Genomic DNA, 21690 nt, shown 5'->3' on the forward strand with positions numbered 1-21690 from the left:
TTATATTTGAAAAAAGGCTCCGATTATAAAAACAGGAGCCTAAACTTTTCAACTTACACACTTTTTGGGATAGTGTCGAAAGATATTTGTAATTAATCTAAAGCGCGTTTTGTAACGTACGCCCGATAACCAATAATTGCCAGCTGCCATTTTTTTGCTTTGGCTATATCTAAACCCTGCTTGCTAAAACTTGGTAGTAAGAGTTTGTTTATTTTGGCTAATATTTTAAACATAAGAATAAATTTTTCTCAAAGATAAAAAAAGACTTTGCTTAATGGCAAAGTCTTTTTTGTGTTTTTGGAATGAATGTTTATGATTTTTGACTTTCTTTCTCCATTTTTTTCATTTCTTTTTCATGAATTTTCATATTTTTTTCGAATGCCTTCATGTCTTTTTCAAATTGCTTCATATTTATTTCATACTCTTTGGAGTCTTTGCCGAATTTTATTTGAATTCCTTCAGTGAATTTCTCCATATCAGCATTGAATTTTTCCATCGCTATTTCATATTTTTCCATTTCTTTTTCAAAAACGGCTTCACGTTTAGACATGATTTCTTCGATTTGTTTCTCATAAGCAGACATATCCGGTTCAAAAGACTCCATTTTTTTCTCAAATTCGGTCATTTCTTTCTCGAATTTGCTCATAGCCACTTTATCCTTTGGATTGATTGGCGGTACCGGCGGTTTAGGCATTTTTGACATATCCAGGGCTGGAGCTGGAGGCATTTGTCCTGCAGGAAATGAAGGCGGAGTAGGTGGGACAGGAGGAGTTATCGTTGAAATAGTATTTATTTTGACATGATTTTTTTTATTTATAATAACATTATCTCCATCAACTATCGGTTTTTCCATTCCGTCATCGGTAATAATATTGATTTTTTTGTTGTTATTATCATCAACTGAAATAACGATTCCGCAGCTTTTAATTGCATTATCACCGTCAATTTGTATAGTTTTATCTCTCCCGGTACCTTTTTCAACATCAACTTTGATTGCTGTTAATTGATTATTTGAGTTTCTTTTTACTTCCGAAATTTCAACATCTACATTATGAATCTTCTTCAGTTTTACAGTCATTTGTTTTAATTCTTCGTCTGTTGTAGTATTTTTTATTTTGTAAATATCAACAGACTGAATTTTTTCATTGACTTCCTGAGCTTCTTTTTTCTCTTGTGCAATGGTTTTTATCTGAAATAAAAGCACAAAAGCCACAAGCGCCGGAAGAATTGCATAATACTTCCATGAATTCCTTTTTTTTGATTGATTTTTGTTTAACATGACAATTCGTTTTTTGATTAATGATTGATAAAAATGATTGGTGATGGCAACACAGCTTTTATGTGTTGTTATTTTTAAAAGCGTGTATTGATAGGCTTTTTTGTCTGATATTTTTTTAGCAGCTTCATTATCGGCAATAAATTCGAGGTTTTGTAAAATGGCTTTTTTGTATAACCAGATGACAGGGTTGAACCAAAAAAGCACACAAAATACTCGTGAAACTAACACATCAATAGTGTGATTTTGATCACTGTGGACTTTTTCATGCTCAATGATGTTTTCTAATTCTCCTTCTGTGTACATTGATGAGTTGTAGACGATGTAGTCAAAATATGAGAACGGAGCAATGTTTTCAGTTACATCAACTAATTTAAAATCAGCCTGCTGTTGTATTTTTTTTCCTTTTAAAAGCGAATTCAAATTGTAAAAATCTCCTATAAATTTTATTACGAGTGCCAGAAATCCAATACTGTAAATTGCTATTAGAACATAATTCCAATCGATTTCAAATGTTTCCTGCTTAATGGTTTGTGGTACAAAAGCCTGAGAATAATTCATAATTGGCATTGGAACAGGATCAATCCAGACAATTTTGGTATATACTAAAAAAGGCAGCAAAACTGAAGTTGCCAATCCGGAAAGTAAAAACCATCGATTGCTATTGAAAAATGTTTCTTTTCGTAGTAAAAAATAATAGGCACAATAAAATAATACTACTAACCCCGATGATTTTGCGATATAAATAAAAAGTGCTTCCATAAATAATTATTTTTCTCCTTCTTTTGGATTTTCGATCATAGCTATGATTTCACGTAATTCAGCCGCAGAAATTTTTTCTTCTTTGGCAAAAAACGAAACCATATTTTTATAAGAACTGTTAAAATAATTATCAATTGCAGTTTTCATATATTTTTTGCTATAAGCTTCAAGGCTTATAATTGGATAATACTGATGTGTGTTGCCAAAAGCATTATGTCCCACAAATCCTTTTTCTTCCAGATTTCGAATAATTGTAGAAAGTGTATTATAATGAGGCTGGTCTTCAGTAATTTCTGCCTGTACTTCTTTTACGAAAGCTTTTTTGAGCTTCCATAAAATATGCATTATTTCTTCTTCTTTATTAGTTAACTTTTGCATGTGTTTTAATTTATATCAAACCTACAACTATTTTTTTAGTTATGCAACTATAAAAATAGTTATTTAACTAAAAAAGAAGTTTATTTTTGATCCGGAAGAAGAAATATTTTTTTTCAATTTAATGTAATAAATTGAAATTAAGGATTTTATTGGTTCTGGGTTTATTGTTTTTTTTCTAAAACAAGAGCATTCTTAATCCACAAACAGCAAAATGTAGCTATGATACCAATGCTCGCCATGAAAAACCAATTCATTTGGTATCCAAATCGTGAAATAATTTCAAACCCCACTTTTGAACTGATAATATGAGCTAAACTAAAGCTCATAGTGTAAAGCGCCATATACTGTCCTTCCTGACCTCGTGGGGCACGACTTAGGGCAAAAGCATTAGAGAAAGGAAAGGCGAGAACTTCTCCTATAGAGATGCATATCATAGCAATGATTAAGATTCCGGCCCAAACGTTGATTAGTAACAGAAAAAAACTTAATGCCATAGTAAAGGAACCCCAGATAATGATTTTTATTTTCGGAGAACCTTTTCTTTCCAAAAATCCGACAGTCGGCATTTCTAATGCAAAAATCAGCAAGCCATTTAAGGTCATTAAAAGACCGGTTTGAAATTCTGTCAGACCAAATTTCTCATTGTGATATAATGGTAATGTGGTAAAAAGCTGAAAAAAGATCATGGCAGTCACAAAACTCACAAATAAGAAAACCCAAAATATCCTGTCTTTAAATACTGATTTTTTATTTGCTGAATCTTCAATTTTATCTTCAGGTATGACTTTTTTCTTTTCTTTTACGAGCAAAGCAAAAATCGAAATCGAAATGATACAGGAAATTCCGTCAACCCAAAATAGTCCCTGATAGCCGATTCCCATAATGATAAGTCCGCCTAAAGCAGGGCCAGATGCAAAACCTAAATTTACGGCTAAACGGACCAATGTTAAAGCTCTTGTCCTGTTTTCTGGCTTCGCATACGCACCAAGTGAAACAAACATGGCAGGCCTGAACATATCTGCAATGACCATTAAACAAAACATTCCTATACAAAGTCCCAAAAAAGTAGTGATGTATTGAATTAAAAACATGGAAATCCCTGTAGTAAACAAACTAAAAATCATGATTTTATAAAATCCTATTTTGTCTGACAATTTTCCTCCAAGCCAGGATCCCAGCATTGATCCAAACCCAAATGCAACCATAATCCAGCCAACCTGATTATAAGTAAAATGAAGATCTTCTTTTAAATATTTTGATAAAAAAGGCAATACCATTGTGCCTGCACGATTGATAAAAGTAATAATGGCAAGAATCCATATTTCTCTTCTAAATCCTCTAAAATTGTTGATGTAATGGTGAAAAGCGTTTTTTAACATTATAAAAGAAATTGTTTTTCAACAAAGTTAGAAAACTTTGTAATGTGTAGCGGTTGCTGCTTTGTTAGTTTTAAACTATTTTTGTGCAAAATTTCTATGATGAAAAATAGTCTGTTTGTTTTATTATTGGTTTTTAATTGGACTTATAGTCAGGGCAAATTCAATAAAAATAATGCTGAAAAATTTCAGAAAACTATTAATGCTGAATATGCAGATGCTAAAACCAGCCCATTAATGGCTAATGATTTGAAAACGTTTAAATCACTTGATTTCTATCCCATAAACAGTAAATATTTTGTAAATGCAAAATTGATAAAAGCTAAAAACGAGAAACCATTTGAAATGAAAACATCAACTTCCAGAAAACCAAAATATATTAAATACGGGACTGTTTTCTTTACAATTGACGGAGTTGCATTACAATTAAATGTTTATCAGGATGTTGAACTTTCTAAATTAGAGAAGTATAAAAACCATTTGTTTTTACCTTTTTCAGATTTAACCTGTGGAAAAGAAAGTTATATAGGTGGAAGGTATATTGATTTGGAAATTCCAAAAGGAAATACAATTGCAATCGATTTTAATCAGGCATATAATCCGTATTGTGCTTACAATCATAATTACTCTTGTCCAATTGTTCCATTAGAAAATGATTTGAATATTGCCATTAAAGCTGGTGTAAAAACGTTTCATTGATGAAATTTTTCAATCTTCATACGCATAAGTTTACCAATAATCCTGATATTTTAGAATTGGTGAATCAATATCCTCAGGATTTTGATGCTTCGATTCCGTTTTATTCGATTGGAATTCACCCATGGTACATTGTTGAAGACAGAATTGATGCCGATTTAAAAATTATTGAAGAAAAGCTAAAAGAAAATAATTGTCTGGCTATTGGTGAGTGTGGTCTGGATAAACGAATCGAAATTCCGTTTGAACAGCAGGTTAGTGTTTTTGAAGGCCAGTTATATTTAGCACAAAAATATAAAAAGCCAGTAGTTGTTCATTGTGTTGCAGCATATCAGGAAGTGATTTCAATAAAAAAGAGGTTGAATATTTCGGTTCCGATGATAATTCATGGTTTTTCTAAAAATAGTCAGGTTGCTAATCAGCTCCTCAAGGAAGGATTTTATATATCGTTTGGGAAATATTTAGTGCAAAATCCGGATTTAAAGACAGTTTTTCAGAATATACCAAATGATCGCTTCTTTTTGGAAACTGATACAATTGAAGAAAATATTCAACAGGTTTATGAATTGGCTTCAAGTTATAAAGAATTAAAAAATGATGATTTACGGTCAGTGATCTCAAATAATTATAAAATGTGTTTCAGAACCAATAATTCTGAAGCAAAAAATTAAACAAACAAAATAATAGAGAAGTATATGGCAGAGTGGACAGAAAGAGCCGAGCTTTTATTTACAAAAGAAGGATTAGATAACCTGCAAAGCGCAAATGTTTTGGTTGTAGGTTTAGGAGGAGTGGGATCGTTTGCAGCTGAATTTTTGGCGAGAGCAGGAGTAGGGAATATGACCATCGTTGACGGTGATATTGTTGATATTACCAATATAAACAGACAATTACCTGCCCTTCATTCGACTGTAGGTGAGCCAAAAATCAAAATTGTTGGAGACCGGCTGATGGACATAAATCCCGCATTAAAATTAACCCGTGTACAGGAGTTTTTATCCCCTGAACGCGCATTTGAAATTGTTTCCCCAGAATTTGATTATGTTTTGGACTGTATTGATAGTGTGACACCGAAGCTAAATCTGATTTTTGCTGCAAAACGAAAAAAAATAAAAATTATAAGCAGTATGGGAGCCGGAGGAAAGATGCTGGCTTCTAAAGTAAAAGTCGGAGACATTTCAAAAACCTGTTATTGTCCGTTTGCAAAAACAATCAGGCGCCGGTTAAAAGCAGAAAAAATTTATAAGTTAAAAGTTGTTTTTTCGCCTGAGATTCCGGACAAGAAGAGTTTAAGAATGACTGATGGTAAGAATTTCAAAAAGTCATTTTACGGAACCAACAGTTATATTCCTGCTTTATTTGGCTTACATGCCGCTGAAACCGTAATTCGTCACTTACTTAAAAAAGAATAAGCTTTTGTGAGTAGTAAAAAAAACTTAGGATATGAAAATCTGATATCTCATCAACTTAAAAAAAATGATTAAAACAGTAATTTTTGATATGGACGGCGTAATTGTCGATACAGAACCCGTTCATCGTTATGCTTATTATAAACAATTTTCAGAATTAAATATTGAAGTTTCAGAAGAAATGTATTCTTCATTCACTGGATTTTCAACCCGAAATACGTTTCAGACTTTAAAAGGTTTTTTTCCAGCAATAGAACATGGAGTTGAGGATCTGATTCAAAGGAAAAGAAGTATTTTTAATGATGCTTTTGATACAAAAGAAGATTTATATTTATTAGAGGGTGTTGAAGATTTAATAAAAGATTTGTATGCAAACGGTATCCAGTTAATTTTGGCTTCATCTGCATCAAAAGTAACTATTGACCGTGTTTTTACACGTTTTAATCTCCATCAGTATTTTTCGGCAATTGTTAGCGGTGAAGATTTTCCACAATCCAAACCAAATCCGGCAATTTTTATGCATGCAGCTTCATTGTCAGTTGCTCCGAAAGAAAATTGTATCATAATTGAAGACAGTACTAATGGTGTAAAAGCAGCTAAGGGTGCAGGGATTTTTTGTGTGGGTTACAGAAGTGAAAATTCAGAAGGTCAGGACTTATCTGAGGCCAATTTGATTATTAATCATTTCAATGAGTTAGATGCTTTTAAAATATCACAATTAAGTACTTGAATTAAGTAAAATTTAACTCTTGTCTTTTTTTGAATTTGTAAATTTGAAAAAAAACAAACAGATTTATAAAATGAAAAAACTACTTATTGCATTAGTCATTATTTTCGCACCTTTTGTTGCAGAAGCACAAATAAGAACACCTCAAGCTAGTCCAAAAGGCTATATCAAACAAACCGTTGGATTAACAGATGTTGAAGTTACCTATTCAAGACCAGGTGCCAGAGGCAGGGCGGTTTTTGGTAATCTGGTTCCGTTTGGAAAATTATGGAGAACAGGAGCGAATGAAAACACCATAATCAACTTTGGAGATGATGTTGTTATTGATGGCAAAACATTAAAAAAAGGAAAATATGCCATTTATACTATTCCAAGGATAGAAAGCTGGGAAGTAATCTTTTACCTTTCAACCGACAACTGGGGATTACCTGAAAACTGGAGTGATGCTTATGTGGCTTTAAGAACAACTGTTAAAGAAGATGCATTGCCAACTCCTGTTGAAACCTTTACGATTGGCATTAATAATCTGGATCAAAATTCAGGACATTTGGAAATGGCCTGGGAAAACTCTCATATAGCATTGAAATTTGAAGTTCCTACTGCAAAAATTGCTACAGAGAGCATTAAAAAAGCTTTGGCCGGACCAACATGGAATGATTATTATGCTGCATCCCAATATTTATTTCAGTCAAACGGAAATATTATGCTTGCAAGAGATTATGTAGATAAAGCATTAGAATTAAGTTCAGATAAACCTTTTTATGTTACCAGATTAAAATCATTAATACAGGCAAAGCAAGGTGATAAAGCAGGTGCTATAGAAACGGCCAAAATTTCTTTGGCTGCTGCAGAAGCTGCCAATAACCAGGATTATGTAAAAATGAATAAAGATAGTATTTCTGAATGGAGCAGATAATTCTGTAGCTTTATATAAAAGACAAACCCATTTTGATACATCTCAAAATGGGTTTTTTATTGTTTTGATTAAAATATTTCTATATTAAATGAAGTATAAAAACTTTGATTTGCTTCAAGAATCAGTATGCCCTCTTTTTTAAACAAGTCACCTGATTTTTCAGGTGTGTCAGAATAACCAAACCACGGTTCAATACAAATAAAAGGAGCGTTTTCTTTGGTCCAGATTCCCAGATTTGGAAAATCCCTAAAATCAACTTTAATATATGGTTTGGAGTTTTCAAGTATAGTTATCGAATTTGATTCGAGAGTTTTAAAAACTAAAGCATCATTTTCGAATAATTTGTAATTTAAATTCACTGTATTATTTAAAGTTTCTAAACTTTCCTTTTTATTTGAAATTAAGCCATCTTCAAGAAGTGAATATTCTAATTTTTCTTTTTTTTCAAATTGAATGCTGTAGTTTGAAAATTTTTCAGGCAAAGCAAAAGCAGGGTGGGCACCAATAGAAAAAGGGATTTGTGTTGCTTCTTTATTGATTACTTTGTATGCTATATTGAGTTTATTTTCTTCAAGCTTGTAAATAATCTGCAATTCAAACTTAAAAGGATATTTTTGAAGAGTTTCTTCATCATAGGATAAAGAAAAAGTGGCAGATACTTCTGTTTTTTCGATCAATTCAAATTCTCTGTCACGGGCAAAACCATGTCTTGGCAAGTGATAGTCTTTTTCATTAAATGTATAACTATCATTTTTTAAACTTCCCACAATAGGAAAAAGAACAGGTGAGTGTTTCGGCCAGTAATCCGGATCAGCGTTCCACATATATTCCTTTTTTTGATTGTTAGTCAGGGAAGATAATTCGGCTCCCGCATGTTTTATGCAGGCTTTTAGTGTTTTATTTGAGATTGTTGTGTTCAAAATGATATTTTTTAGTGAGAGTAAATGCTTTAAAATTGTAAATATAATTTTTAAAAATTTTAATTTTTAGAAAATGTGTCAAATTATTTTTTTAATAATATTTTGCTAAAATTAAATATAGGCTTTAAGTTTTCTCTGTAAATAGTATTTTTTTTCATTAATTTGCTACATAAACAGGTATAACATATGAAAAGAAAATTCGCTAAAGCCTTGTTGATAACGGCTTTGTTTGTAGGAATTTATTCTGTTTCGGCACAACAAGTACCGGCAACAGCAGGAAATCCAGTTAATAATTACAATTACCATGATGCCTTTGCACCGCATTTTTACACAAAAAATGGTACCCCAACCCGTTCCGCAAGTGGGCAGCCAGGTGTTGAATACTGGCAGAACAGAGCAGATTATCAGATTACGGCAAAATTAAATGCTGTGACAAACGAAATTATTGGTACGGATGAAATTACATATACCAATAACAGTCCGGATAAATTATCCTTTTTGTGGCTGAATTTAGATCAGAATTTATTCAAAAATGATTCGCGTGGAAATGCGGTCGTGCCTTTAACAGGAAGCCGTAATGGTGCTCAGGGACAAATTTTTGACGGTGGAAATAAAATTAAATCAGTAAAAGTAATTTCAGGCGAAAAAAAAGGTTCAGAAACTGATGCGAAATATATAGTTACAGATACCAGGATGCAAATTTTTCTTCCACAGGAATTAGCATCTAAAGGAGGAACTGTAAAAATTAAAATCGAGTTTTCATTCATAGCTCCTTTTGAAGGATCTGACAGAATGGGAGTTTTAGAAACTAAAAACGGCAAGATTTTTACGATTGCACAATGGTATCCGCGTATGTGTGTGTACGATGATGTAAGAGGATGGAACATGGCGCCATATTTGGGAGCTTCTGAGTTTTATCTTGAATATGGTAATTTTGATGTAAAAATTACTGTTCCGGCAAATCATTATGTGGTAAGTTCCGGAGAATTACTGAATGGTGCAGATGTTTTACCTGCAGAACAATTTAAAAAATACAAAGAAGCCGGACAAAGTGATAAAACGGTTACTATTCGTTCTGCCGAAGAAGTTGCAGCCAGTGCAAACACAAACATAACAGCAGAAAAAACATGGCATTACCAAATTAAAAACGCACGGGATTTTTCATGGGCTTCATCACCGGCTTTTATTTTAGACGGGGCAAAAATTAATCTTCCGAGCGGTAAAAAAGCTTTGGCATTATCAGCTTATCCTGTTGAAAGTTCAGGAAAAGACGGTTATGGACGTTCTACAGAATATGTAAAAGCATCCATCGAACATTATTCGAAACAATGGTTTGAATATCCTTATCCGGCTGCTACAAATGTTGCAGGAAATGAGGGCGGAATGGAATATCCCGGAATTGTTTTCTGCAGCTGGGAATCAAAAGGAAAAGACTTATGGGGTGTGACCGATCATGAATTTGGGCATATCTGGTTCCCTATGATTGTCGGGTCAAATGAACGTTTATTTGCCTGGATGGATGAAGGTTTTAATACCTTTATTAATTCATTAAGTACTGAAGCATTTAATAATGGAGAATATAAAGATCCGCAAACGGATTTGCATGAAATGGCCGACCCATTTACAAGACCAGACTTAGAAACTATTATGAGTTCTCCTGATAATATGAAGGAAGCTAATATTGGGATGCTGTGCTATTTTAAACCAAGTGCAGGTTTGGTTATTTTGAGGGAACAGATTTTAGGAAAAGAGCGTTTTGATACTGCATTCAGAACATATATTCAGCGCTGGGCTTACAAACATCCTCAGCCTGATGATTTTTTCAGATCCATGGAAAATGTTGCCGGCGAAGATTTAAGTTGGTTTTGGAGAAGCTGGTATGTAAATAACTGGCGTTTTGACCAGGGAGTTAACTCGATTAAATATGTAAAAAATGATCCGGCAAAAGGGGTTATCATCAATGTTGAAAATTTTGATAAAATGCCAATGCCAATTATTTTGGATGTAAAAACAAAAAGCGGAAAAGTGACAAGGGTTAAATTGCCTGTAGAAATTTGGCAGCGTAATAATGACTGGTCTTTCAAACACAATTCTACTGAAGAAGTAGAAAGTATTACTTTAGATCCTGAACATGTTTTTCCGGATAATAATCAAAATAATAATGTGTGGACAGCAGAAAAAGGTAAAATTGAAAAAGACATCATTCTGGATGGTTATTTAGGTGTCTATTCTACAAAAAATGCTCCTTTAAAAATTGAATTAACGGAGAAAAATAGTGTTCTGAATGTTGAAATTACAAACTTTCCTAAGTTTACAGTTGAACCTGTAGCGGGCGAAAAAGACACTTTTGTATCTAAAGCAGCGGGTTTGAAATTCAAATTCAACGAAGCTAAAACAACTTTCGATATGACTATTTTAGGCAATGGACAAGTAATTACATTTACTAAAAATTAAAATAAAGTTCGTAAATAATTCAGCCCGATAGGTTTATGGAATCTGTCGGGCTTTTTTAATGCTGAAAAATAACATTGTATTAAAAAAAAGTTAGATTTTTGAAAATTAGTTTTCTAAATAAAAAAATAATGTATTTTTGCACCATGAATGAAATAAGTTTACATATAACTTCTTTGTCACGGACAATCTCTCCTGGTACTTCTCCCGAAGTACGGATGCTATTAGTATAGTATTCAAGAGTTTTTCGCCGCGTATTTATTTATATTCATCTTCATTTTGAAATCACATACATTGTCCATCGGACAGATATATACCAAAAGTATTTATTTTCATAAAAGTTTCCTAAATCAGATTTTAGATTTTAAAGGTAGTGCTTCTGTTGTGTCTGTTATCAACTGCTTTTTTGGATTTCAAAACAAACAATACGTTTTAATATTTAACGCTAAACTTCATTACTGAAATGAAAATCTCTATTGTTGTTACTCAGGAAGAACACTTCAAATTTGCACAGGAAATCTGTGACACAATAGAATCGTCTGCTTTGTTAAGAGGTACGGGGATCGCTAAAAGAACTCCTGAATACATTCAGAAAAAAATGTCTAATGGAGATGCGATGATTGCTCTTGTAGACGGGAAATTCGCAGGTTTTTGTTATATCGAAAGTTGGGAGCACGGAAAATTTGTGGCACATTCCGGCTTAATCGTGCATCCTGATTACAGAAACTTAGGTTTGGCTAAAAAAATCAAATCAAAAGTTTTTGATTATTCTCTGGAAAAATATCCAAACGCCAAAATATTTGGAATCACGACTGGTTTAGCCGTAATGAAAATCAATTCGGAATTAGGCTATAAACCAGTGCCTTTTTCGGAGCTTACAACTGATCCTAGTTTTTGGGCTGGCTGTAAAACCTGTACTAATTTTCCAATTTTACAAAGCAAGGAAAACAAAATGTGCTTATGTACCGGAATGTTGTATGATCCAAAAGACAAACCAAAAGATCCGCCAAGACATCCTTTTAACGAAGCTGTTTTGAAAAGATTAAAAAAAATAAAACAAGCTTTATTCCTAAACAAATTTTTGTCTGTTTTATTTAGTTAAAGAATGAATTGAAATAAATCTCAAACTGCTAAATACGAAAGTATTAGCCTAAATTATAAAGAATGAAAAAAGTAGTATTAGCTTATAGCGGAGGATTAGATACCTCGTATTGTTTGAAATATTTAAAAAATGAAAAAGGATACGAAGTTCATACCGTTCTTGTTGACACAGGAGGATTCGACGCTGAAGAATTATCAGCAATTGAAAAAAGGGCTTACGAGTTAGGAAGTGCACAACATGCTAACTTAACAATTTTAGATAAATACTATGATAAAGCTATCAAATATTTGATTTTTGGAAACGTATTAAAAAATAATACATATCCTCTATCAGTTAGCGCAGAACGTGTTTTCCAGGCTATTGAAGCAATCAAATATGCTAAAAAAGTAGGAGCAAGCGCCATTGCACACGGAAGTACAGGTGCCGGAAACGACCAAATCCGTTTTGATTTGATTTTCCAGACTATTGCTCCGGAAATCGAAATCATTACACCAATTAGGGATTTAAAACTTTCCAGACAAGAAGAAGTAGAATACCTTCAAAAAAATGGCGTAAGCTATTCTTGGGAAAAAGCACAATATTCTATCAATAAAGGTCTATGGGGAACAAGTGTTGGAGGTAAGGAAACTTTAACTTCAGGACAGCCATTGCCAAGCGAAGCTTATCCTTCTCAATTACAAAAAGAAGGAGAAGAAAAAGTAACACTTCATTTTGAACAAGGAGAATTAGTTGGATTAAACGGAAAAACAGACAAACCTTCAAACAATATTGTAGCGCTTGAAAAACTGGCAAACGCTTATGCAATTGGTAGGGATATTCACGTTGGGGATACGATTATCGGAATTAAAGGCAGAGTTGGTTTTGAAGCTGCTGCACCGTTAATTATCATCAAAGCGCACCATTTATTAGAGAAACATACTCTTGGAAAATGGCAGCAATACTGGAAAGAACAGTTAGGAAACTGGTACGGAATGTTATTTCACGAAGGTCAGTTCCTGGATCCGGTTATGAGAAATATTGAAACTTTCCTGCAAGACACTCAAAAAACAGTAAACGGAACAGTAACAGTTTCATTAAAACCATATCATTTTTCGCTTGACGGAATCGAATCTGAAAATGATTTAATGAACACTGGTTTCGGTCAGTACGGCGAAATGAACAATGCCTGGACATCTGAAGATGCAAAAGGATTTATCAAGATTTTAGGAAATGCTCAGAATATATTTTCTTCAGTCAACAATGAAAAATTCGATTAATTGACTCTTTTTATTAATTAAACCCAGGATAATTTATGAAGTCAAATATTTTGTTTATACTTCCATTATTTATAATGTTTTTTGGATGTGAAAGTGATTCATCGCCAGAAAAAGAAACTTTAAAAGAAATTACTTCTGAGGTTTTATTGTTTGAATTTACTCGTGACACAGGTAACAGTTCATCCCGATTGTATTATAAAATAAAACATACTAATCCTAACGATTTTGCTATAAAGGGTACTTCATCCGTAACATTGGATTATAACGGAATAGTATTGACACCTATAAAAAAAATTATTGATGAAGAGTCATACATTCATATTGGTGCTAATTCTAGTTATACAGAAGTATATAATGTTGTTTCTCCTCATGAGACAAATTTACTGAGTCCTGAACAGATAAAGACATTTTATGTAAAGTTTGTATCTGCTAAATTTATTGTTGCAGAATAATAAAACAAAAGATTTCTTTATGGAATCTTAAAAAATAAAAATTATGATTAATATCGGAATAATAGGTGGTTCGGGCTACACGGCTGGGGAGCTCATCAGAATTTTAATGTATCATCCAAACGTAAACATCGATTTTGTTTACAGTACAACAAATGCCGGAAAACCACTTTCTGTAGCGCACCACGATTTGATGGGTGATATTGAAATGAATTTTACTGCCGAAATCAATCCGAATGTAAATGTTGTTTTCTTGTGTTTAGGTCACGGAAAATCGATTTCATTTTTGAAAGAAAATCAGTTTGCGAGTCATACCAAAATCATCGATTTAGGAAATGATTTCAGATTGAATAAAGACGCTCATTTCGAAGGAAAAGATTTCATTTACGGATTGCCGGAAATAAATAAAGCAGAAATTAAAAAAGCAAATTATATTGCCAATCCAGGTTGTTTTGCAACTGCTATTCAATTGGCTTTATTGCCTTTGGCAGAACACAATTTGCTGAATAATGATGTTCATATTAATGCTACAACTGGTTCTACAGGAGCAGGAGTAAGCCTTTCAGAAACTTCTCATTTTAGCTGGAGAAACAATAATATGTCGCATTACAAAGCTTTTGAACACCAGCATTTAGGAGAAATCGGGGAAAGTTTGGTGCAATTGCAGGATGATTTTGATAGTGAATTGCTTTTTATTCCAAACAGAGGGGATTTTCCAAGAGGAATTTTTGCAACGCTTTACACCTTATGTGATGATAGTTTGGAGCAATTGGTTGCTAAATATGAAGAGTTCTATAAAAACGAACCTTTCGTAACTGTTACGACCACCAATATCAACATGAAACAGGTTGTACAAACGAACAAATGTATCATTAGTTTATTGAAAAAAGGAAACCGGGTTCTCATAACATCAATTATAGATAATTTAACCAAAGGTGCTTCAGGACAAGCAATTCAAAACATGAATTTAATGTTCGGATTAGAAGAAACCACTGGTTTACATTTGAAACCAAGCGGATTTTAATTTTTAGTTTCAAGTTTAAAGTTTCAGGTTTCACGTTCTGTGTGTGACTCGAAATGGATACAAAGAAATATAAACTAGTTTCAAGTTTAGCGTTTCAAGTTGCACGTTCTACAAATAACCTGAAACCTAAAACCTGAAACAAAACAAACAAAAAAATATGAACTTATTCAACGTTTACCCATTATACGACATAACTCCGGTAAAAGCTGTCGATTGTACCATTATTGATGACAAAGGAGTAGAATATTTAGATTTATACAGCGGACATGGCGTGATTTCTATCGGGCACACACAACCGGATTATGTAGCAAAATTGAAGAATCAACTAGATAATCTGGGTTTTTATTCCAATGCCATTCAGAATCCTTTACAGGTGGAATTGGCACAGAAATTAGGAAAACTTTCTGGCCTTGAAGATTACGAATTGTTTTTATGCAGTTCCGGTGCTGAAGCAAACGAAAATGCATTGAAATTAGCTTCTTTCAATAACGGAAAATCAAGAGTTGTGGCTTTTCATAATTCTTTTCACGGAAGAACTTCTGCAGCAGTTGCTGTTACAGATAACAAAAAAATTGTTGCACCGATAAACGCACAGCAGGAAGTAACATTTTTGCCTTTAAACCAAATCGAACTGGTTGAAGCTGAATTAGCAAAAGGAGATGTTACGGCGGTAATTATAGAAGGAATTCAGGGAGTTGGAGGTTTAGATCAGGGAACAACGGAGTTTTTCCAGGCTTTAGAAAAAGCATGTAAAAAATATGATGTTGTTTTAATTTTGGATGAAGTACAATCAGGATACGGAAGAAGCGGAAAATTTTTCGCATTCCAACATCACGGAATCAATGCTGATATTATTTCGGTTGCAAAAGGAATGGGGAACGGGTTTCCTGTTGGAGCGATTTTAATTTCTCCAAAATTCGAAGCAAGTTTCGGATTATTGGGAACTACTTTCGGTGGCAGCCATTTATCTTGTGCTGCAGGAATTGCAGTTTTAGATGTAATTGAAAAACTGGATTTACAAAAAAATGTAAATGAAGTTTATGAATATTTCTTAGAAAAAATCAAAGAAGTTCCAGGAATCAAACAAGTAAAAGGAAAAGGCTTGATGCTTGGGGTCGAGTTCGATTTTGATGTAGCCGCTTTAAGAAAGAAATTAATTATCGAAAAACACATTTTTACAGGTAGCGCGAATAATAAAAATCTATTAAGAATTTTACCGCCTTTGACTGTGAAAAAAGCAGATATTGATACGTTTGTAAAAGCTTTAAAAGAAAGTTTAGAAGAGTTAAAAAACTAAAAGTATGATTATCCTAAAAGGTTTTTGAAACCTGTTAGGTATATTGAAATAAACTTAAAGTATATTCAGGAATCAAACCTAACAGGTTTTTCAAAACCTGTTAGGATCAATAAAGTTTCGATAAAAAGAAACAACCAAAAAACAACCAACCAACTATAAATTATGAATCCATTATCAATTGAAAAACGCAACGCTGTTTTGCGGACTATGGCAAAGCTGGTCGAACAGGAGCGGAATCAGATCATCTTAACCAACCAGGAAGACCTTGCTGATTACGACGGTTCAGATTTAGCCATGGAAGAACGCCTGAAAGTAGATGATAAAAAAGTCGATGAAATGATTCTATCTTTAAACCAATTAGCTTCACAGGAAGATCCCGTTGGCGTTGAGCGTTTTCATTTTACTCATGATAATGGAATTAAAGTGGTCAATAAAACCGCAGCTTTCGGAACGATTTTAATTATTTACGAATCGCGTCCAGATGTTACAATCGAAGCAGGCGGAATTGCTTTTAAATCCGGAAATAAGATTTTATTAAAAGGAGGAAAAGAGTCTTTAAAATCAAATTTAAAAATCGTAAGTCTTTGGCACAAAGCTTTAGAAGAAAACGGAGTTTCAAAAGAATGGGTGGAATATCTGAATTATAATAGAACAGAAACTCAGGCATTTTTAGAAAAACCAACTCAAAAAGTTGATTTAATAGTTCCGAGAGGCGGAGAAAAATTAATAGAGTTTGTAAAAGCACATGCAACTTGCCCGGTAATTGTAAGCGGACGAGGAAATAATTTTGTTTACGTTCATGAAGATGCTGACACAGATTTAGCTTTAAAAGTAATTTTAAATGCTAAAACTGCGAAAATTTCGGCTTGTAATGCTTTAGATAAAGTGCTAATCGATACAAAACTACCCAATTTTGAAGGTTTTACAGCGATGTTGATCGAAGCTTTAATAGAATCAAAAGTGGAAGTAATTGTCGACAAATCGCTAGAAAATTTTGAGAATACGAAAACCATTCAAAACAACGACATTTGGTACGAAGAGTTTTTAGATTATAAAATCGTAGTTGGAACTATTGATTCTCAGGATCATGCCATTGATATGATTAATAAATATTGCGGAGGACATTCTGCAGCTATTATTTCAAGAGACAACCATGCAGCACAGCAGTTTATGGAAGCGATAGATGCAGCTGCGGTTTACCAAAATGCCTCAACCAGATTCACAGATGGCGGACAATTTGGTCTTGGCGGAGAATTAGCAATAAGTACCGATAAATTGCATCAAAGAGGCCCAATTGGCTTACAGCATTTGGTAACCAATAAATGGTATGTGTATGGGGAAGGGCAGATTAGATAATGATACCTATGAGCTTAAATTTCGAATTGTTTTTGAAAGATGTAGCTTTGCGAACTTAACGTTTTATACACAAACAAAATCAAAAAAACCTTGCGCCCTTTGCGGTTAAAAAACAAAACATGGGTAAGAAACGGATTTTATTAAAAATAGGAAGTAATACTTTAACCAAAGAAACCAATCATATTTCGCGGGGAAAGATTGAAGATCTTGGAATACAGATTGCAGCTTTAAACGACGAATATGAATTTATCATAGTAAGTTCAGGAGCAATTGCAGCGGCAAAGCAATTTGTAAAACTGGATAATCAGGATAAAGATGTTTTTGTAAAACAGGCTTTAGCATCTATCGGACAGCCTCATTTAATGCGGATTTACAATGAAAATTTTAAGGATTTAGGATTGAATACTTCGCAGTGTTTGCTTTCTTATTCTGATTTCGAAAAAGAACAAACCAAAAAAAACATTGTCAATACCATTAATGTATTGGTTAAAAATAATTACATTCCGATTATCAATGAAAATGATACCGTGGCAACAGATGAGATTCGGTTTGGAGATAATGATAAATTAGCAGCTTTAACGGCAGTGCTGCTAAATGTTGATATTCTGATTATTGCTACCAATACAAACGGAATTTATACGAAAGAATCCATTCATGATGAAAACCCTGAAACTATTAAGTTGGTCAGTGATTTAAAATCGTTAGAAAAAGAAATTGGCGAATCGAAATCATCACACGGAACAGGAGGGATGCAGTCTAAAATAGAAGCAGCCGGAATTGCAAAAGCAGCCAATATCGAAACCTGGATTGTAAATGGATTAAATGATAATTTTATTTTAAAAGCATTAAAAGATGAAATTCAATTTACCAAAATAATCTAATGAGTCAATTAGAAAATTAGTTAATTAGATAATACACAATTGTCCAATTTTCTAATTATCACATTATCTAAATTTAAAAAAAAACAAATGAACTATATTTCAATAAAAGATATCGACTCTTTATCAAAATGGGTAAAAAGCGCGATTAAAATCAAACAAAATCCGCTTAAAAATAAAAAGTTAGGTAAAAACAAAACTTTAGTAATGTTATTTTTTAACTCCAGTCTCAGAACCCGTTTAAGCACACAAAAAGCGGCGATGAATTTAGGGATGAATGTTATGGTGATGAACTTTGGCAGCGAAGGCTGGACTTTGGAGTTTGAAGACGGAGCTGTAATGAATTCAGGTGCTTCAGAACATATTAAAGAAGCAGCAAAAGTAGTTTCTCAATATGCAGATATAATCGCTATCCGTGCTTTTGCAGGTTTGGTTGACAAAGAAAAAGATTATGCTGAAACTGTTATTTCAGGATTTTTAAAACATGCTACGGTACCAATAGTAAACATGGAAAGTGCTGTACGTCACCCATTACAGTCATTAGCAGATGCAATTACGATGGAAGAATACAAAACGAAACACAGACCAAAAGTAGTACTTTCGTGGGCGCCACATCCAAGAGCTTTGCCGCAGGCTGTTGCTAATTCATTTGTAGAAATGATGCAGATGCAAAAAGAGATGGATTTTGTAATCACGCATCCTGAAGGTTATGAATTAAGTCCGGAAATTACAAAAGACTGCAAAATCGAATACGATCAGAACAAAGCTTTTGAAAATGCAGATTTTGTTTATGTAAAAAACTGGAGCAATTTCAACGACTACGGAAAAGTAACGAACAGCGATCCAAACTGGACCGTTACCGCCGAAAAAATGGCTTTAACCAACAACGCAAAGTTTATGCACTGTCTTCCGGTCCGTCGTAACGTAATTGTAAGCGATGAAGTAATCGATAGCGAAAATTCAATCGTAATTGAACAGGCAAATAACAGAACGTATTCAGCACAATTAGTTTTACAAAAGATTCTTAAAAAAATATAGTTTTTTGAGGTGATAAGGTTCTAAGTTTCTAAGATGCTAAGAAACGAGGAACAAAAACCTTAGTCCCTTAGAACCTTAGCAACTTAGAACCTTATGAAAAAAGTTACCGTAATAAAAATAGGTGGAAACATCATCGACAATCCAACAGAATTAGAACAATTTTTAACTGATTTTTCTAAAATCGAAGGGTATAAAGTTTTAGTTCACGGCGGTGGAAAATCGGCTACAAAAATGGCTCAGAGTATCGGTTTGGTTCCGCAGATGATTGACGGACGCCGAATCACAGATGCTCCCATGCTGGATGTTGTGGTAATGATTTATGCAGGACAAATCAATAAACATATTGTAGCACAATTACAGGCAAAAGACAATAATGCCATTGGATTTTCGGGAGCTGACGGGAATTTAATCCAATCTGTAAAGCGAAATCACCCGACAATAGATTACGGATTTGTAGGTGATGTAAAACAAGTTAACACCAAATTACTAGCAACTTTATTAGAAGCTGGAGTTGTTCCCGTTTTCTGTGCCATTACACACGATAAAAAAGGTCAATTGTTAAACACAAACGCTGATACCATTGCCAGTGAATTATCAATTGCATTATCGGAAGTTTTTGATGTTACGCTAACGTATTGTTTTGAAAAACAAGGCGTTTTGCAGGATTCAGAGGACGATTCATCTGTAATTACAGAAATCAATGAATCATTATACAACAAGCTAAAAGAAGAAAAAGTAATCCATTCCGGAATGATTCCAAAACTGGATAACTGTTTCAATAGTTTATCAAGAGGTGTGCAGAAAATCAAAATTGGACATCACAGAATGCTTCAAAATTCAGATATTCCACATACAACGATTACGTTGTAAAAATATAGCCACGAATCACGCGAATTTGCACTAATTTTTTTCTGCTTAAAAAGAGAATATAATTTTAAACAGATATGAAAAAGTTTATTTTGATTTTTAATCTGTAACAAAAAAATAATTCATGAAAATTCGTGCAATTAGTGGCAAAAAAACAGAGTAGCGCAGTACTTTTAAATATTAATTTTAGAAATTTGCGCAAATTAAATTTAGGTTAGGATTTAATATAGAAACATAAGTTTAGAAAAGCTTAGAACCTTAGAATCTTAGCATCTCAGTACCTAATAAAAATGAAAAATATAGAAACGCTTACCCGGGAAGCAATTGAATTATTAAGAAACCTGATTGAAACCCCTTCATTTTCAAGTGAAGAAGATCAAACGGCTCTTTTAATTGAAAATTGGTTCAGTCAAAACGAGATTCCTTTCAAAAGAGAAAACAATAATGTGTGGGCTTTCAACAAATATTTCGACGAAAACAAACCAACACTTTTACTGAATTCACATCATGATACTGTAAGGCCCAATCAGGCTTACACCAATGATCCGTTTAAAGCGATTGAAAAAGACGGCAAATTATTCGGATTAGGGAGTAATGACGCCGGAGGATGTCTGGTTTCTCTACTAGCAACATTTGTACATTTCTACGAAAACCAAAATTTATCACATAATATCGTTATTGTTGCTTCGGCAGAAGAAGAAAGCAGCGGGAAAAATGGATTAAATAGTGTTTTAAAGCATTTACCGGAACTGGATTGCGCGATTGTGGGTGAACCAACGTTAATGCAGTTAGCAGTTGCAGAGAAAGGACTTTTAGTTTTAGATGTAAAAGTAAAAGGAACTGCGAGCCACGCCGCACACCAAAACGACGATAACGCTTTATACAAATCAATTCCGGTAATGGAATGGTTTAAAAACTATAAATTTGATAAAATATCAGACGTTTTGGGTCCTGTAAAAATGACCGTAACACAGATTAATGCCGGAAAACAGCATAATGTTGTTCCTTCAGAATGTGATTTGGTGGTTGATATTCGCGTTACGGACTGTTATACCAATGCTGAAATTCTGGAAGTCGTACAAAAGAATGTAAACGCAGAGGTTAAACCAAGATCCATGCACTTAAATTCGTCATCTATTCCTGTTGCTCACGGTTTAGTGCAGGCCGGAATCGCTTTGGGAAGAACAACGTATGGCTCGCCAACGCTTTCTGACCAGTCCGTTTTAAGCTGCCAGTCTTTAAAATTAGGGCCAGGAGAAACATTGCGTTCGCATTCAGCAGACGAATTTATTTTTGTAAATGAAATTGTAGAAGGAGTCGATTTGTATATTAAAATTCTAACCGATTTCTTTAAATTATAAGATTAATTAGGAGCTAATCCCGCTATCTGTTACAATCTTTTGTGCCGAACCCCGGCGCAAAAGGATTTCCACTGCTATCGGGGCTCATATCTTTGACATAGATTAAAAATATGAAAATGTATCTTTGAAATACTAACAATTAATAAACAAA

At 33.5% G+C, this 21690-nt stretch carries 21 protein-coding genes; 16 read left to right on the top strand and 5 right to left on the bottom strand.

Annotation, left to right across the window (positions count from 1 at the left end; all coding sequences use genetic code 11):
• Window positions 1-92: 92 nt before the first annotated feature.
• The 4 genes from GXM17_RS20315 to GXM17_RS20330 form a co-directional block, all read right to left on the bottom strand.
• Window positions 93-233, bottom strand: coding sequence for an SsrA-binding protein (locus GXM17_RS20315; protein WP_163401348.1), 141 nt, complete (start codon window positions 231-233; stop codon window positions 93-95).
• Window positions 234-310: 77 nt separating this feature from the next.
• Window positions 311-2038 (bottom strand): M56 family metallopeptidase, encoded by a 1728-nt coding sequence (locus GXM17_RS20320; RefSeq protein ID WP_163401349.1) that lies wholly within the window; start codon window positions 2036-2038, stop codon window positions 311-313.
• A gap of 6 nt (window positions 2039-2044) precedes the next feature.
• Window positions 2045-2416, bottom strand: coding sequence for a BlaI/MecI/CopY family transcriptional regulator (locus GXM17_RS20325; protein ID WP_163401350.1), 372 nt, complete (start codon window positions 2414-2416; stop codon window positions 2045-2047).
• A 161-nt stretch (window positions 2417-2577) separates the two neighbouring features.
• On the bottom strand, window positions 2578-3795 hold the full coding sequence (locus GXM17_RS20330) for an MDR family MFS transporter (RefSeq protein WP_163401351.1): 1218 nt from the start codon (window positions 3793-3795) through the stop codon (window positions 2578-2580).
• A gap of 99 nt (window positions 3796-3894) precedes the next feature.
• On the opposite strand from GXM17_RS20330, the gene GXM17_RS20335 reads away from it, so the two are divergent.
• The 5 genes from GXM17_RS20335 (at window position 3895) to GXM17_RS20355 (ending at window position 7540) form a co-directional block, all read left to right on the top strand.
• The gene (locus GXM17_RS20335) at window positions 3895-4491 is read left to right on the top strand and encodes a DUF1684 domain-containing protein (RefSeq protein ID WP_425280026.1); all 597 of its coding nucleotides are present in this window, start codon (window positions 3895-3897) and stop codon (window positions 4489-4491) included.
• Window positions 4491-5159 (top strand): TatD family hydrolase, encoded by a 669-nt coding sequence (locus GXM17_RS20340; protein WP_163401353.1) that lies wholly within the window; start codon window positions 4491-4493, stop codon window positions 5157-5159. Before GXM17_RS20335 ends, GXM17_RS20340 begins: the two co-directional genes overlap by 1 nt.
• A 24-nt stretch (window positions 5160-5183) precedes the next feature.
• Window positions 5184-5900 (top strand): tRNA threonylcarbamoyladenosine dehydratase, encoded by a 717-nt coding sequence (locus GXM17_RS20345; RefSeq protein WP_163401354.1) that lies wholly within the window; start codon window positions 5184-5186, stop codon window positions 5898-5900.
• A gap of 64 nt (window positions 5901-5964) precedes the next feature.
• Window positions 5965-6627: an HAD family hydrolase gene (locus GXM17_RS20350; RefSeq protein WP_163401355.1), complete on the top strand. Its 663-nt coding sequence runs from the start codon at window positions 5965-5967 to the stop codon at window positions 6625-6627.
• 70 nt (window positions 6628-6697) lie between these two features.
• A complete protein-coding gene (locus GXM17_RS20355) occupies window positions 6698-7540 on the top strand; it encodes a DUF2911 domain-containing protein (RefSeq protein ID WP_163401356.1) in 843 nt (280 codons plus the stop codon).
• Window positions 7541-7608: 68 nt separating this feature from the next.
• Here the strand turns inward: GXM17_RS20355 and GXM17_RS20360 are convergent, their stop codons facing one another.
• Window positions 7609-8460 carry an aldose 1-epimerase family protein gene (locus GXM17_RS20360; protein ID WP_163401357.1) on the bottom strand — a complete coding sequence of 284 codons (852 nt, stop codon included), beginning with the start codon at window positions 8458-8460 and terminating at the stop codon, window positions 7609-7611.
• A gap of 186 nt (window positions 8461-8646) precedes the next feature.
• On the opposite strand from GXM17_RS20360, the gene GXM17_RS20365 reads away from it, so the two are divergent.
• From GXM17_RS20365 to GXM17_RS20415, 11 genes are all read left to right on the top strand, one after another.
• Complete coding sequence (locus GXM17_RS20365; RefSeq protein ID WP_163401358.1) at window positions 8647-10914, top strand: M1 family metallopeptidase; 2268 nt, start codon at window positions 8647-8649, stop codon at window positions 10912-10914.
• 460 nt (window positions 10915-11374) lie between these two features.
• Window positions 11375-12013 (top strand): GNAT family N-acetyltransferase, encoded by a 639-nt coding sequence (locus GXM17_RS20370; RefSeq protein ID WP_163401359.1) that lies wholly within the window; start codon window positions 11375-11377, stop codon window positions 12011-12013.
• Window positions 12014-12075: 62 nt separating this feature from the next.
• The gene (locus tag GXM17_RS20375) at window positions 12076-13269 is read left to right on the top strand and encodes an argininosuccinate synthase (RefSeq protein WP_163401360.1); all 1194 of its coding nucleotides are present in this window, start codon (window positions 12076-12078) and stop codon (window positions 13267-13269) included.
• Window positions 13270-13343: 74 nt separating this feature from the next.
• Complete coding sequence (locus GXM17_RS20380; protein ID WP_163401361.1) at window positions 13344-13721, top strand: hypothetical protein; 378 nt, start codon at window positions 13344-13346, stop codon at window positions 13719-13721.
• 43 nt (window positions 13722-13764) lie between these two features.
• On the top strand, window positions 13765-14742 hold the full coding sequence (gene argC, locus GXM17_RS20385; protein ID WP_163401362.1) for an N-acetyl-gamma-glutamyl-phosphate reductase: 978 nt from the start codon (window positions 13765-13767) through the stop codon (window positions 14740-14742).
• Window positions 14743-14899: 157 nt separating this feature from the next.
• Window positions 14900-16039, top strand: coding sequence for an aspartate aminotransferase family protein (locus GXM17_RS20390; RefSeq protein WP_163401363.1), 1140 nt, complete (start codon window positions 14900-14902; stop codon window positions 16037-16039).
• Window positions 16040-16201: 162 nt separating this feature from the next.
• The gene (locus GXM17_RS20395; RefSeq protein WP_163401364.1) at window positions 16202-17395 is read left to right on the top strand and encodes a glutamate-5-semialdehyde dehydrogenase; all 1194 of its coding nucleotides are present in this window, start codon (window positions 16202-16204) and stop codon (window positions 17393-17395) included.
• Between the two features lie 119 nt (window positions 17396-17514).
• Window positions 17515-18276: a glutamate 5-kinase gene (gene proB, locus GXM17_RS20400; protein WP_163401365.1), complete on the top strand. Its 762-nt coding sequence runs from the start codon at window positions 17515-17517 to the stop codon at window positions 18274-18276.
• Window positions 18277-18363: 87 nt separating this feature from the next.
• A complete protein-coding gene (locus GXM17_RS20405) occupies window positions 18364-19311 on the top strand; it encodes an N-acetylornithine carbamoyltransferase (RefSeq protein WP_163401366.1) in 948 nt (315 codons plus the stop codon).
• A gap of 93 nt (window positions 19312-19404) precedes the next feature.
• Window positions 19405-20181 carry an acetylglutamate kinase gene (gene argB, locus GXM17_RS20410; protein ID WP_163401367.1) on the top strand — a complete coding sequence of 259 codons (777 nt, stop codon included), beginning with the start codon at window positions 19405-19407 and terminating at the stop codon, window positions 20179-20181.
• Window positions 20182-20468: 287 nt separating this feature from the next.
• Window positions 20469-21539, top strand: a complete 1071-nt coding sequence (locus GXM17_RS20415) for a M20 family metallo-hydrolase (RefSeq protein WP_163401368.1) — start codon at window positions 20469-20471, stop codon at window positions 21537-21539.
• Window positions 21540-21690 lie beyond the last annotated feature (151 nt).

The organism is Flavobacterium fluviatile (genome assembly GCF_010645065.1).
GTDB lineage: Bacteria > Bacteroidota > Bacteroidia > Flavobacteriales > Flavobacteriaceae > Flavobacterium > Flavobacterium fluviatile.